This window comes from Streptomyces sp. NPDC004134 (assembly GCF_042874195.1).
GTDB lineage: Bacteria > Actinomycetota > Actinomycetes > Streptomycetales > Streptomycetaceae > Streptomyces.
On sequence record NZ_JBIAMS010000002.1, the window covers coordinates 453,488 to 467,243 of the forward strand.

At 74.0% G+C, this 13,756-nt stretch carries 13 protein-coding genes and 1 riboswitch; of the genes, 9 read left to right on the forward strand and 4 right to left on the reverse strand.

Features of this window, described 5'->3' with window-relative positions; all coding sequences use genetic code 11:
* Positions 1 to 72: 72 nt before the first annotated feature.
* From ACFYVJ_RS05165 to ACFYVJ_RS05185, 5 genes are all read left to right on the forward strand, one after another.
* Entirely contained in the window at positions 73 to 1,821 is a 1,749-nt protein-coding gene (locus tag ACFYVJ_RS05165; protein ID WP_388886740.1) for a sensor histidine kinase, read from the forward strand.
* Positions 1,818 to 2,456 carry a LuxR C-terminal-related transcriptional regulator gene (locus ACFYVJ_RS05170; protein ID WP_388886820.1) on the forward strand — a complete coding sequence of 213 codons (639 nt, stop codon included), beginning with the start codon at positions 1,818 to 1,820 and terminating at the stop codon, positions 2,454 to 2,456. Before ACFYVJ_RS05165 ends, ACFYVJ_RS05170 begins: the two co-directional genes overlap by 4 nt.
* Positions 2,457 to 2,866: 410 nt before the next feature.
* Positions 2,867 to 3,952: a mechanosensitive ion channel family protein gene (locus ACFYVJ_RS05175; RefSeq protein WP_388886742.1), complete on the forward strand. Its 1,086-nt coding sequence runs from the start codon at positions 2,867 to 2,869 to the stop codon at positions 3,950 to 3,952.
* 323 nt (positions 3,953 to 4,275) lie between these two features.
* Positions 4,276 to 6,375 carry a PQQ-dependent sugar dehydrogenase gene (locus ACFYVJ_RS05180; protein ID WP_388886744.1) on the forward strand — a complete coding sequence of 700 codons (2,100 nt, stop codon included), beginning with the start codon at positions 4,276 to 4,278 and terminating at the stop codon, positions 6,373 to 6,375.
* 91 nt (positions 6,376 to 6,466) lie between these two features.
* Positions 6,467 to 7,432 (forward strand): sugar phosphate isomerase/epimerase family protein, encoded by a 966-nt coding sequence (locus ACFYVJ_RS05185; RefSeq protein WP_388886745.1) that lies wholly within the window; start codon positions 6,467 to 6,469, stop codon positions 7,430 to 7,432.
* 189 nt (positions 7,433 to 7,621) lie between these two features.
* Here ACFYVJ_RS05185 and ACFYVJ_RS05190 read toward each other — a convergent pair whose 3' ends face one another.
* Together ACFYVJ_RS05190 and ACFYVJ_RS05195 are read right to left on the reverse strand one after the other, a co-directional pair.
* Positions 7,622 to 8,047 (reverse strand): hypothetical protein, encoded by a 426-nt coding sequence (locus ACFYVJ_RS05190; RefSeq protein ID WP_388886746.1) that lies wholly within the window; start codon positions 8,045 to 8,047, stop codon positions 7,622 to 7,624.
* Positions 8,044 to 8,496, reverse strand: coding sequence for an ATP-binding protein (locus ACFYVJ_RS05195; protein WP_388886748.1), 453 nt, complete (start codon positions 8,494 to 8,496; stop codon positions 8,044 to 8,046). The genes ACFYVJ_RS05190 and ACFYVJ_RS05195 overlap by 4 nt, the downstream gene beginning before the upstream one ends.
* A 235-nt stretch (positions 8,497 to 8,731) precedes the next feature.
* Between ACFYVJ_RS05195 and ACFYVJ_RS05200 the strand changes: the two genes are divergently transcribed.
* From ACFYVJ_RS05200 to ACFYVJ_RS05215, 4 genes are all read left to right on the forward strand, one after another.
* Positions 8,732 to 9,592, forward strand: a complete 861-nt coding sequence (locus ACFYVJ_RS05200; protein WP_388886749.1) for a helix-turn-helix domain-containing protein — start codon at positions 8,732 to 8,734, stop codon at positions 9,590 to 9,592.
* Positions 9,593 to 9,841, forward strand: a complete 249-nt coding sequence (locus ACFYVJ_RS05205; RefSeq protein ID WP_388886750.1) for a DUF397 domain-containing protein — start codon at positions 9,593 to 9,595, stop codon at positions 9,839 to 9,841.
* 332 nt (positions 9,842 to 10,173) lie between these two features.
* The gene (locus ACFYVJ_RS05210) at positions 10,174 to 10,818 is read left to right on the forward strand and encodes a hypothetical protein (protein ID WP_388886752.1); all 645 of its coding nucleotides are present in this window, start codon (positions 10,174 to 10,176) and stop codon (positions 10,816 to 10,818) included.
* 103 nt (positions 10,819 to 10,921) lie between these two features.
* Positions 10,922 to 11,096, forward strand: a riboswitch (cyclic di-AMP (ydaO/yuaA leader).
* 6 nt (positions 11,097 to 11,102) lie between these two features.
* On the forward strand, positions 11,103 to 12,002 hold the full coding sequence (locus ACFYVJ_RS05215) for a LysM peptidoglycan-binding domain-containing protein (protein ID WP_388886753.1): 900 nt from the start codon (positions 11,103 to 11,105) through the stop codon (positions 12,000 to 12,002).
* Positions 12,003 to 12,085: 83 nt separating this feature from the next.
* Here the strand turns inward: ACFYVJ_RS05215 and ACFYVJ_RS05220 are convergent, their stop codons facing one another.
* Both ACFYVJ_RS05220 and ACFYVJ_RS05225 read right to left on the reverse strand, forming a co-directional pair.
* Positions 12,086 to 12,892, reverse strand: coding sequence for a FadR/GntR family transcriptional regulator (locus ACFYVJ_RS05220; RefSeq protein WP_388886754.1), 807 nt, complete (start codon positions 12,890 to 12,892; stop codon positions 12,086 to 12,088).
* A 65-nt stretch (positions 12,893 to 12,957) separates the two neighbouring features.
* Positions 12,958 to 13,749: an SDR family NAD(P)-dependent oxidoreductase gene (locus ACFYVJ_RS05225; protein WP_388886756.1), complete on the reverse strand. Its 792-nt coding sequence runs from the start codon at positions 13,747 to 13,749 to the stop codon at positions 12,958 to 12,960.
* Between the last annotated feature and the right edge of the window lie 7 nt (positions 13,750 to 13,756).

Here is a 13,756-nt window from a genome sequence, read left to right on the forward strand (position 1 = left end):
ACGACCCGCCAGGGCCGGCGCCCGGCCCGCTCGCGGCGACATCCACCCCTCCGGATGGCTTAGCGTTGGCCCGTGCACTCCCGGGAACCGACGCAGGTCATGCGCTGCTGGACGGTGGCGGCCGCGCTGGCCGCCGTCGTCTCCGGCGGTGTCGGCGCCTGGGCGTACGCCGGTACCGGCGCCTCCACCGCCGACCTCCTGCGCGACCTCGCCGTCGGCTGGGCCTACGCGGGCGCCGGCCTCGCCGCCTGGTGGCGGCGCCCGGCCAACGCCACCGGGCCGCTGATGACCGCGGTGGGCGTCACCTGGTTCCTCGGCAACCTCCAGGGCACGACGATCCCGGCGCTCTTCGCCGTCGGCGCCTGGTGGGAGGGCCTGAACGTGGCCGTCCTCGCCCACCTCGTCCTCGCCTACCCCGACGGCCGCACCGACTCACCCGCCACCCGCCGGATAGTGCTCCTCGGCTACGGCCTGGTGGCCACCGGCGGCCTGTTGCGCACCCTGGCCTTCGACCCGGCGGCCCACCCCGGCGGCTCGTACCTGGCCTGCCGCGACTGCGGCCCCAACCCGCTCTTCACCCCCGGGCTCAGCGACCTCTTCCCCACGTTCGACGCCGGCTTCCGCGCCATCGGCTGGGCCGTCTCGATCGCCGTGGTGGTCGCGGTCGTACGGCGCTGGCGGCGCGCCTCCGTCGCCCGCCGCCGCGCGCTGCTGCCGGCCTGGCTGGCCGTGCTGGTCGCCACGTCCTTCCTGCTGTGGGACGTGCTCGTGGTGCTCGTGCCCGCGGGCGAGCCGGTCGAGGGCGCCGTGGGCGTGTTCTCGGACGTGGCGCAGACCGCCGTGCCGCTCGCCTTCCTCGTCGGGCTGCTGCGCATGCGCTTGCAGCGCGCGGAGGTCGGCGGCCTGGTGATGGAGGTCGGCGGCGACCCGGACCCGGGGCGGCTGCGCGAGGCGCTGGTGCCGGTCCTCGGCGACCCGGGGCTGCGGCTGGGCGTGTGGCGGCCGGAGGCCCGCGCGTACGTGGACGCCGCCGGTGAGCCGGTCGAGGAGGCCGCGGCGGGCAGCACCCGGATCGACGCGGCCGGGGGCGCCCCGCTGGCGCTGCTGCGCCACGATCCGGCGGTCGCGGAGGACGAGGAGCTGCTGCGCTCGGCGGTCGCCGCGCTGCGGCTCGCGCTGGAGAACGTCTGGCTGCAGGCCGAGGCGCGGGCGGCCGGCGCCCGCGTCGTCGAGGCCGCGGACAGCGAGCGCCGGCGGCTGGAGCGGGACCTGCACGACGGGGCGCAGGCCCGGCTGGTCTTCGCGCTGATGACGCTGCGCAGGGTGGAGAAGGGCCTGGCCGACCACCCCGACGAGGAGCTGCGCCGCTCGGTCGGCGACGTGGAGCGGAGCCTGCGGCTGGCCGTCGAGGAGCTGCGCGGCCTCGCGCACGGCATCCACCCGGCGGTGCTGACCCGCGACGGGCTGGCGTCCGCGCTGCGGGAGCTGGCCGGGCGGGCGGAGCTGCCGGTGGTGGTCGCCGCGGAGGACCGGCGCTTCGCGCCGCACGTGGAGGCCACGGCGTACTTCACCGTCAGCGAGGCGCTGGCGAACTCCGCCAAGCACGCCCGCGCCCGGGCGGTCAGCGTCAGCGCGCGCCACCGCGACGGCCGGCTGGTCGTCGAGGCGGTGGACGACGGCGTCGGCGGCGCCCGGCACGACCACCTCGGCGGCGGGCTGCGCGGGCTGGCCGACCGGGTCTCGGCGGTGGGCGGCGTGCTCACCGTGCACAGCCCGCCCGGCGGCGGCACGCGGGTGGTCGCGGAGCTGCCGTGCGAGTGATCGTCGCCGAGGACTCCGCGATCCTGCGCGAGGGCATCGTCCGGCTGCTGGGCGACGCGGGCGTCGCGGTCCCCGCGCAGTGCGGCGACGCGGACCCGCTGCTCGCCCTGGTCGGGCGGCACCGCCCGGACGCGGTGCTGCTCGACATCCGGATGCCGCCGACGCACACCGACGAGGGGCTGCGGGCCGCGGCCGCGATCCGCGCCCGGCACCCGGGCACGGGCGTGCTGCTGCTGTCGCAGTACGTCGAGACCGGCACGGTCGTGCGGGCGCTCACCGAGGACCCGCGCGGCTTCGGCTACCTGCTGAAGGAGCGGGTCGCCGACGCGGACGAGCTGGCCGGCGCGCTGCGCCGGGTGGCGGCGGGGCAGAGCGTCGTGGACCCGCGGGTGGTCACGCACCTGATGCGCTCCGCTCGCGCGGCGGAGCCGCTGGCCGGGCTGACGGCGCGGGAGCGGGACGTACTGGGGCTGATGGCCCAGGGGCGCTCCAACGAGGCCATCGCCCGGGAGCTGGTGATCGGCGGCAAGACCGTCGAGACGCATGTCCGGAACATCTTCGCCAAGCTCGGCCTGGAGTCGGACGACTCGGGCCACCGGCGGGTGCTGGCCGTCCTCAGGTATCTGCGCGGCTGAACGCCCCCGCCGGGGCAGGCCGCACCCCCGCGGCGGCAGCCCCGGACCGGCGGCGCACGCGGCCGGCCGGGCGCGCGTGGGCGCGCCGCGCCGGGACCGCGGTGCCGGCCGCCGCTCCGCGGCGATCCCCCACGCGCGCCCCCGTTGTCCCCCGCGCATCCCCGCGTGCCCGCCGCGGAGCGGAGCCGGTGCAGACCACCGTAGCCGCGCGGTGCGCACCACACCTCAGGGCTGACCCTGAACTTCCGCCTCCGCAACGGCGCGGCCCACACGAATGCAAACGGGAGCGGACCGTCCGGTTCCTACGGTCGCGGGGCCAACTGCCCCGCCGGATACGGCAGGATGGCGAGCGCGCCGGATCGCACAGGCGTCCGGGCGTACCCCGTTCCCGAACGAAGACAGGTATCAAGGTGAACCGAGCCCTCACTCTGCACGATCTGGTCGTCGCCGGCTCCGCGATACTCGGCGGCATCGGCGCCGGCCTGCTCCTGCGCGTGCTGCTGGGCTGGCTGGGCAAGGGCGCGACCCGGACGAGCTGGGCCGGCGACGACATCCTCGTCGGCGCGCTGCGCACGATGGCCCCCTGGGGCGCGCTGGCCGGCGGCGTCTCGATCGCCGCCGCCGCGCTGCCGCTGAAGCGCCCGGTCGAGCACACGGTGGAGCAGATCGTCGTCGCCGTGCTCATCCTGACGGTCACCGTCGCCGCGGCCCGGGTGGTCGCGCAGCTCATGGGGGTCCGCTCGCAGGGGGTGGGCTCGGCCACCATCCTGGTCAACATCACCCGCATCGCGGTGCTGGCCATCGGGCTGCTGATCCTGCTGGAGACCCTGGGCATCTCGATCGCCCCGCTGCTCACCGCCCTCGGCGTCGGCGGCCTCGCGGTGGCGCTGGCGCTGCAGGACACGCTCGCCAACCTCTTCGCCGGGGTGCACATCCTGGCCTCCAAGACCGTGCAGGTCGGCGACTACATCCGGCTCAGCAGCGGCGAGGAGGGCTACGTCACCGACATCAACTGGCGCAACACGGTGATCCGCACCCAGTCGGACAACCTCGTCGTCATCCCCAACGACCAGCTCGCCAGCACCATCATGACCAACTACCACCGCCCCGAGCAGGAGTTGTCCATCGTCGTACAGGCGGGCGTGGCGCTCTCCAGTGACCTCGACCTGGTCGAGCGGGTGACGGTGGAGGTGGCGCACGAGGTCATGGCGGCGGTCGAGGGCGGCGTGCCGGACTACGACCCGGTGGTCCGCTTCCACACCTTCGGCGACTCGCGCGCGGGCTTCTCCGTGGTGCTGCGCGCCGTCGAGTTCAGCGACCAGTTCCGGATCAAGCACGAGTTCATCAAGCGGCTGCAACTGCGCTACCGGGAAGAGGGCATCGAGATCGCCCACCCCGTGCGCAACGTCGTCCTGCACCAGAAGGACGCCCCGGTGCTGCTGCCGCGCCAGCGCGAGGCGTCCGACGTGCCCGCCGCCGGCCCCTCCGCGGGCTGAACCCGCGGCGCCCGCCCACCTGACTCCCGTACGGCCCCGCCAGGCGATCCAGCCCCGCCCGGCGGGGCCGAACCGTCCTTGATCACACCCTAGTTTGCTCTTTCCAAAGACAAAGTCGTGCCTATTCTGGTCGTAGGCATTGGCGTTGCGACGGAAGAGGTCTAATCTCCAACCGGCCGCCGTCACATGTCGGGACGTGGACGGCGGGGGGACGTAAAGCCGCGCACGAGCCGCAGCGCGCGGGCCGATCAAGGACGGCGCGAACGGGCCGACCACCCAGGAGCGTGTCCAGCCGCCTTGTCGTCCAGCCCCTGGGAGGGGAAATGCTACGCAGACTGGCCCTTTTGGCCGCCGGCGCGGTCAGTGCCGCGCTACTGGTCGCGCCCGGCGCGACCGCCGTGGCGCCGCAAGCCGCCGAGCAGCCGCCACCGGATACCGCCTTCGAGAAGATCACCCTCAACGACCGTCCCGGGGAGCCGCTCGACCTCGCCGTCCTGCCGGACAAGCGGGTCCTGCACGTCACCCGCGCCGGCAAGGTCTGGATCAACGACCCGGACGGCGGCACGAACAAGCTCGCCGCCGAGCTGGACGTGTACCAGCACGACGAGGAGGGGCTGCAGAACGTCGCCATCGACCCCGACTTCCGTCACAACAAGTGGGTCTACCTCTACTACTCGCCGCCGCTGGACACCCCGGTCGACGACCCGGTGACCCCGGCCAACGAGGGCGACGCGCCGTTCGAGGGCACCCAGGAGGACTGGGACCGCTACAAGGGCTACCTGCAGTTGTCCCGGTACAAGCTCAAGGGCGACACCCTCGACCTCGCCACCGAGCAGAAGATCCTCCAGGTCCCGGTGGACCGCGGCATCTGCTGTCACGTCGGCGGCGACATCGCCTTCGACTCCGAGAACAACCTGTATCTGACGACCGGTGACGACACCAACCCGTTCCAGTCCGACGGCTTCACGCCGATCGACGAACGGGGCAACCGCAACCCGGCGTTCGACGCCCAGCGGACCTCCGGGAACACCAACGACCTGCGCGGCAAGGTGCTGCGCATCAAGGTCCGCGGCAACGGCTCGTATGCGATACCCAAGGGGAACCTCTTCAAGCCGGGCACCGACAAGACCCGGCCCGAGATCTACGCCATGGGCCTGCGCAACCCGTACCGGATGGAGATCGACCCGCAGACCGACGACGTCTACGTGGCCGACTACTCCCCCGACGCCCGCGAGAACAGCTCCACCCGCGGGCCCGCCGGGCAGGGCAAGTGGCTGGTGCTCGACGAGCCCGCCAACTACGGCTGGCCGTACTGCGCCACCGCGAAGCTGCCGTACAACGAGTACGACTTCGCCACCGGTGCCACCGGCGCGCCCTTCGACTGCGCCGCGCCGGTGAACACCTCGCCGCACAACACGGGCCGGACCGAACTGCCCCCGGTGGAGCAGCCGGAGGTCTGGTACTCGTACGGCGTGTCGCCCGAGTTCCCGGGCCTGGGAACCGGCGGCATCTCTCCGATGGCCGGCCCGGCGTACGAGTACAACCGGTGGACCGAGGTCCTCAACGCCGGCGTGGCATGGCCGCGGTACTACGACGGGACGCCGCTGTTCGCCGAGTGGTCCCGCGACTACATCAAGGAGTTCAGGCTCGACCGCTCCGGCGCCGTGGAAGCGATCAACCCGGTCGCCCAGGGCGTCGGCAAGCCGCCCGTCGACAACCCCATGGACATGGAGTTCGGCCCGGACGGCGCCCTCTACGTGCTGGAGTACGGCGACGGCTACTTCTCCGAGAACCCGGACGCCCAGCTCTCCCGCATCGACTACATCGGCCGCACCGGCAACCACGCGCCGAAGCCCGCGCTGACCGCCTCGCCGGTCAAGGGCCTCGCGCCGCTGACCGTCGGGTTCTCCGCGGAAGGCACCACCGACCCGGACGGCGACCGGGTGCGCTACGCCTGGGACTTCGACGGTGACGGCAGGACCGACTCCACCGACGTCAGCCCCTCGCACACGTACGCCGAGGACGGCACGTACAAGGCGGCCCTCCAGGTCACCGACAGCAAGGGCCGGGCCGCGTACAAGGACGTCGACATCACCGTGGGCAACCAGGCGCCGGTCGTGACCCTCGTCAAGCCCGCCGACCAGCAGGAGTTCCACTTCGGCGACGCGGTGCAGTTCGAGGTCACGGTCTCCGACGAGGTCGAGGTCGACTGCAGCAAGGTCAACGTGCACTACATCGTGGGCCATGACGCGCACGGCCACCCGCAGAGCACCACCGCGGGCTGCAGCGGCACGATCCAGACCGAGCCCGTGGCGGGCCACGACCCGTCCGAGGGCAACGTCACCGGCGTGTTCGTCGCCGAGTACACCGACCCGGGCGGCCTCACCGGCAGCGATCGGGCGGTCATGAAGATCGTCGGCTGACCTTCCGGTACGGCGCGGGGTGGCGTGCGCGCGTACGCCACCCCGCGGTTCCCACCCCGTCCACACCCGAACTCCGCAGGAGAGATCCGACATGAGCAAGCCCAGCCTGCACCGCCGTGGATTCCTCAGGGCCGCCGCCGGCACCGCCGCCGTGGCCGCGGGTGCCGGGGCCTTCGCGGCCCCCGCCGCCGCCCAGGTCAACGGCCGCGGCGGCCTGATCCCCCGGGGCCGTATCGGCCTGCAGCTCTACAGCGTCCGCGACCAGATCCAGCAGCGCGGCTTCACGCCGGTGCTGAGCGAGCTGGCCGCGATCGGCTACAAGCACATCGAGTTCGCCGGCTACACCTCGCCGGCCGAGCCGGACATGACCGTCCCCAAGCTCCGCAAGCTGCTCGACGACAACGGGCTGCGCGCCGGCGGCGCCCACCTCGGGCTCGACGCGCTGCTCAACGCGAGCACCCGCGAGCGGGAGTTCGAGAACGCGGCCGTCCTCGGCATGGACTACGTCGGCACCGCCAGCGACTTCCCCGGCCGCACGGCGGCGGAGATCCAGGCCGGCGCCGACCGCTTCAACGAGTCCGGCGAGGTGGCCCGCGGCTACGGGCTCAAGGTCTACCAGCACAACCACACCAACGAGTTCGGCCCGGTCACCGACCAGCCGGGCAAGCGGCGCCACGACCTCTTCCTGAGCGGCACCGACCCGCGGTACGTGTTCCTGGAGCTGGACATCCTCTGGGCGTTCGGCGCCTCGGTCCGGTTCCGCGACCAGCTCGGCGAGTTCAACCCGCTGGACTACGTCAACGCCGCCCCGCAGCGCTACATCGCCTTCCACGTCAAGGACGGCGTGCGGGACCCGGCGCTGACGAACCAGTACCGCGACGTCGTCTTCGGCCAGGGCGAGCTGGACTTCCGCAGCTTCTTCAGCGGGCTGCGGGCGCCGGGGCTGCCGCTGTACTTCTGGGAGCAGGACCGCGGTCCGCAGGAGCCGCAGGGCTCGATCTGGGCGGCCGAGGCCAGCTACGACGCGATGGTCGCGCTGCGCGGCCGGGACTGCTGACGCCCGGCACCGCGCGGTAGGCACCGCACGGTAGGCACTGCACGCACGAAGGACGCGATCCGCGGGACCCGCGCCGCCGCCCCCGGCGGCGCGGCCCGCGGTTCGTCATTCCCGCGGCGGGCCGGCCGCGGGCTCCTCCCCCGCAACCGAAATCGAGGAGGTGCCCGCCGGCCGGTCCGCCGCGGGTGCTCAGGCGGCGTCGCCGCGGCCCGCGACGACCCGGGCGACATCGCAGGACCAGGCGGGCTCGACGCCGGTACGCCGGCAGATCCGCAGGAAGAGCGGGATCGGCGGCGTGTACGGAACCCCGTCGGCCGGCCGGTGCACCAGCCGGGGTACGGCCGCCGGCCCGCCGGTGCCGGCGGCCGCCCCCGAGATATCGGCGCCCGGGGCGTAGTGCACGCTCCGCGGCCACTGCAGACCGGCGCCGGAGCCGGCCGGCACGATCCACCACCACCGGCTGCCGTCGGCGAAGACGCAGCCCACGCGGGGAAGCCGGGCCATCACGTCATAGCCGATCCGCTGCGGTACGCCCACGGCGTCACAGCCGAGGGCCGCGGCGCCCGCGCCCGGTACGGCCAGCCGGAGCCGGCCGCCGGGCTCGGTGCGCATCATCCGGCCGCCCGCTCGCCGGCCGCCGGGCCGGCCCCGGTACGGGTACCGGTAGCGCGCGGCGCGGCGGCCCCCCCGGCCGCCGGCACCTCGCGCTGCAGCTCCGCCCAGACCACCAGACCCGGGCCGGGCCGCGCGTCGTATGCCCCCCAGCTACTACTGACCGCGGTGACGAGCAGGAGCCCCCGACCCTGCTCGTCCGCGGACGACCGCTGCACCCGCAGGCTTCCCGGCTCGACACCCTGGTCGGTGACGGCCAGCCGCAGGCGGTCGGCGCTACAGCGCAGTTCGCACCCTATGCGCCGACTCCCCGTATGCAGCAGTGCGTTGGTCACCAGTTCCGAGAGAACGAGGGTGGCACTGTCGCCCACCTCGCCCTCCACCCCCCAGCGGCGCATCTGCTCGCGGGCCAGCCGGCGGGCGACCGTAACGGCGTCCGCCTGACCTGGCACCTCGAAACCGCACCGCACCGCATCGACCCCCGAACGGAATCCCGGCAAGCCGGGGTCCTGTGTCACGACCCCCGTCTGATGCGGCTGTGTGGACTGGCTCACATCCCAAACTATGGCCCCGCCGCGGCCACTTGGCAACCCCCACTGTGAATTTTTCAGAGTTGCCGTTGCACTGTGTTCGCCAAGCCCGAGGCGTGGCACACTGCTTGAGGCAGTTCCGACAGGGAGGTATGGCGTGAGCGAACCGCGGTCTGCGCCGACCGTGGGGCAGGTCGTGCTCGGCAAGCGGCTCCAGGAGCTGCGCGAGCGCGCCGGGCTCAAGCGTGAGGAAGCTGCGAAGACCCTGCGCGTCGCCCCCGCCACCGTGCGCCGGATGGAGACCGCCGAGGTCGCGCTGAAGGTTCCGTACGTGCAACTGCTGTTGCAGGCGTACGGCATCGACCAGGAGGAGATCGACGCCTTCGTCGCGCTGACCGAGGAGGCCAACGAGCCCGGCTGGTGGCAGCGCTTCCACGACATCCTGCCCGACTGGTTCAGCATGTACGTGAGCCTGGAGGGCGCCGCGTCGCTCATCAGGTCGTACGAGCCGCACTTCGTGCCGGGTCTGATGCAGACCGAGGACTACGCACGGCACGTGCTGAAGGTCGGCTCCCTCGGCCGGGTCGCGCCCGCGGAGATCGAGCGGCACGTCGCGCTCCGCATGGAGCGCCAGGACCTCCTCACCCGCGAGGAAGCGCCCCGGTTCTGGGCCATCGTGGACGAAACGGTCCTGCGCCGCCCGGTGGGCGACGGCTCGGTGATGCGCGCGCAGGTCGACCGGCTCCTCGACATCGCGTCCCTGCCCAACGTCACGCTCCAGATGGCGGAGTTCCGCACCGGCCACCATCCGGGCACGTACAGCCCCTTCGTCCTCTTCCGGTTCGCCATGCCCGAGCTGCCGGACATGATCTACACCGAGTACCTCACCGGCGCCGTCTACCTCGACGGCCGGCACGAGGTGGCCACACACCTCGCCGCCCTGGACCACATGGCGGCCCAGGCGGCGACGGCAAAACGCACGAAGGAAATCCTCCGGGACTTCCGCAAGGAGCTGTGAATGGAACGCATTTACAACGGCATGCCGGCGGCGGACCTCGGCACCGAGGGCTGGCACAAGCCGTGGAGCGGCGGCAACGGCGGCAACTGCGTCGAGGCCATGAAGCTGCGGGACGGCCGGATAGCGGTACGGCACTCGGCGCACCCCGAGGGTCCCGCCCTCATCTACACCCCCGGCGAGATGGACGCGTTCATCGAGGGTGCCAAGGCCGGCGAAGCCGACTTCCTGCTGTCACGGAGCCCGGTGTGACCGCGCCAGGCACGGCGCCTCCGCACCGGCTGCCGCGCCGCCCGGTCCACTCGCCGTCCGGACCGGACGGCGAGCCCATCCCGGCGAACGGGGGTGTGGCCCACCCGCACTGACGTGGGCCACCGGCCGGGAGCACAGAGAGGGAGGGGACACCCCGGGGGGGTCCCCTCCCTCGGCGTTTGCCGAAGCACGGGCGCGCAACGGCGCCCGGGGGCACGGCAGATGAAATTCCAGAAATCATGAACCGCGCGTGTCCGCACCGCTGCCTTCCGCGAGGTATCGGCGTACGGTATGCCCCCGATGGCCGTCGTCAGCCCCGGGGAGGCCCCGCGATGAGCGCATCTCCACCCCCGTCCGCGGGCGCGGCCCCGCCGGCCGTCCGTGTCGGGGTGCTGCTCCCCCGGCTGCCGGAGGAGCCCGCGGACTGGCTGGCGGAGTGCGCGGCGTACGACTCCGCCGGCGCCGACGCACTGTGGCTGGACGGCGGTCCCGACCCGGCCCACGACGTACTGGCGCTCGCCGCCGCCCTGGCCGCCGCCACCGGCCGGGCGAGGCTGGTGGTCGCGCTGCCCGACAGCGTGCCGCAGGCCGCGCTGCTGGCCCGGGCGCTGGCCACCGTGGTGCTGCTCAGCGGCGGCCGGCTCGCGCTCGCCGCCGACTCCCGGCGGTGCGCCGAACTCGGCGCCGTGGCACCGACGGTGCCCGCCTTCCGCCGGCTCGCGCCCGCGGGCCCGGGCTATGAGGAGCCGGGCGCCGGGCGCTGGACTCCGGCGGCCGCGCCCGCGGGACCCGACGCCTGGCGGACCGCGCTCGCCGGCGCCGCGGAGCGCGGGGTGCACGGTCTCGTCGTACCGGCTGGGCAGCGTTTGCTGGAGGCGCTGCGCCTCGGCGTGAGTGCCGAACGTCACACGCGCCCCAACCGCCCCACGCGTGCGCGCGTCACCACGGAGCGTCAGACTACGCGCCGATCCTCGTGATCCGCTTGTGATCTGCCGTTCGATCTCCTAGTGTCCGAGTCGTTCGCACACGCGAGCACCGAGCTCCGGTACGCCGAGTCCTGCCCGTCGGAGCCCGGAACCGTCGTCCCCACAGCCGTTCGGGCAGGAGCGGGGGAACCACTTCTCCGTCGGCAGGAGCACGGTGGCAGGACCGCACCGCACTCCCCGACTCGGGGTGAAGCCGCACAGCACGACGCGGCCGGGCAACTCCAGCCCGAACCCGACAGCTCACCTCGCAGGCGTCGGAGAAAGAGCGAGCCACCATGGCCGGAACCGGCACCCGGCGCGCGCCCAAGTCGCGCTCCACCCGCCGCTACGCCGCTGCCGCGGGGGTGGGCATAGCCCTGCCCGTCGCCGGCGGCATCGCGGCGACCGCCGCGCACGCCTATACGGTCGAGAAGGGCGACACCCTCTCGGAGATCGCCGAGGACAACGGATTCGGGGCCGACTGGCAGCGGCTGTACGAGGCCAACAAGGCAGCCGTCGGCGACAACCCCCACCTGATCCTGCCGGGCCAGGAACTGGACCTGGGGGACGAGAAGGCCGAGAGCAAGCCCGCCGAGGCCGACCAGACCGCCGCCAAGACCGAGCAGAAGCAGCAGCGTTACGTCGAGCACACCGTCGGCGCCGGCGAGACGCTGGCCAAGATAGCCGCGAAGTACGACGTGCCCGGCGGCTGGCAGCGGGTGTACGTCGACAACGAGAAGGCGATCGGCGACAACCCGGCCGCGCTGAAGGTGGGCACCGAGCTGCGCGTCGACACCAAGGGCGGCAAGGTCGACAAGTCGATCGACCCGAACGGCTCGTCGGCGTCGAAGAGTTCCGGCGGCTCCGGCGGCGCGACCGAGGCGTCGCAGGCGAGCGTCCCGACCACCGAGTCCGGCATCCAGGCGGCGGCCCGGGAGATCGTGCCCGCCGACCAGTTCACCTGCTTCAGCAGCATCGTGGAGCGCGAGAGCGGCTGGGACCACACCGCGACGAACCCCAGCTCCGGCGCGTACGGCCTGATGCAGGCGCTGCCGGGCGACAAGATGGCCTCGGCCGGCGCCGACTGGCGCACCAACCCGGTCACGCAGATCAAGTGGGGCCTGGACTACATGAACGACCGCTACGGCAGCCCGTGCGGCGCCTGGGACTTCTGGCAGGCGAACAACTGGTACTGATTCCGGGGGCTCCGGCCCGCGGAAGTCTCCTTCGCCCCGTCGTGCGGATCCGTCCGCGCGGCGGGGCGCGTTCGTCGTACGGGCTACGCCCCGGCCGCCCGTTCCGCCCCGGCAGCCCGCCCGGCCGAGGACCCGCCGGCGGCCCCGGCGCCGGATCCGCCGGCGGACAACTCCGCCAGGTCCCGGGCCGCCTGGGCGAGGAGCCGGTGCATCGCCGCCTCCGCGGCGTCCGGGTCCTGCGCCCGGATCGCGGCGAGCACGGCGCGGTGGCCCGGCACGGGGTCCCGCGGGTGGTGTCCCGGGCCGTGCACCAGGCGGTCGCGGGCGGCAAGACCGCTGGCGAGGACCTGATCCATGCGCTCCAGCAGCTCGTTGTGCGAGGCGGCCAGCAGGGCGCGGTGGAACGCGAGGTCCGCGGCGACCGCCTCGGCCGCGCCGTCCCGCGCCCCGGCCATCGCCGTGAGCGCCGTCTCCAGCGCCGCCAGGTCCGCGTCCGTGCGCCGCACCGCGGCCAGCCGGACCGCCGCGGGCTCGACGATGCCGCGCACCTCGTCCAGGTCGCGCAGCAGCGGGGAGGCGGCCCGCGCGGCGGCGCCCTCGCCCTGCTGCCGGCCCGCGGTCTCGAAGCGCCAGCGCAGCACGTCGGCGTCGAGGAGGTGCCAGTCGGCGCGCGGCCGGACGAACGTGCCGCGCTTCTGCCGGGCGTCGACCATGCCCTTGGCCGCCAGCACCTTCAGCGACTCGCGCAGCGCGGTGAGGCTGACGCCCAACTCGGCCTGGAGGGCGGCGAGGTCGAGGGTGGCGCCCTCGGCGATCTCACCGCCGAGCACCCGGTGCGCGAGGGTCTCCACGGTCTGCCCGTGCACCCCGCGGCGCGCGTAACCCGCCATGGCCGCTCGCTCCTCCCTCGCGTCCCCGCTCCCGTGCCCTCCGCCGCCCCGCGGCGCCCCCGCGCTCAGGCCGACGACTTTACGACGCTCCAGCCGCCGTCCACGACCAGGCTCGCACCGGTGACGTAGGACGCCTCGGACGAGGCGAGGAAGGCGACGGCGGCGGCCACCTCCTCCGGCGCGCCCAGCCGCCCCGCGGCGGTCTGCGCGGCGCTGGCCCTGCGGTCCTCCTCGGGGACCCGGTCCCAGAGCCGGGTGAGCACCGGTCCCGGCAGCACGGTGTTCACCCGTACCGACGGGCCGTACTCGACGGCCAGTTGCCCGGCCAGTGACAGCAGCCCGCCCTTGGCGGCGGCGTAGGCGGGGTGGCCCGGGATGCCGTGCCTGGCGTGCACGGACGAGACCAGCACCGCGGCGCCGGGGGCGCCCTGCTGCGCGCGCAGCCCGGGCAGGCAGGCGCGGAAGCCGAGGAAGGCGGCCGTCAGCCCGACGTCGACCTGGCGCCGCCAGGAGGCGGGCGACGTCTCGTGCGCGGGGGCGACGTCGACGGCGACGGCGTTGGAGACGAGGACGCCGACGGGCCCGAAGTCCCCGGCCGCGGCCACGATCCGGGCCCAGCCGTCCTCGCCGGCCACGTCCGCGACGACGGCCGCCGACGTGCCGCCAGCGGCGCGGATCTCCGCGGCCGTGGCCTCCGCCCGGTCGCCGTCGATGTCGGCGACGACGACGGCGGCGCCCTCGGCGGCGAGCCGGCGGGCGGTGGCCGCGCCGATGCCGGCGGCGGCCCCGGTGACGACGGCGGTGCGGCCGTCGAAGCGGGCGGTGTGCGGGAGTTGCGTGGCTCCGGCTGCTGTCACGAGGTCA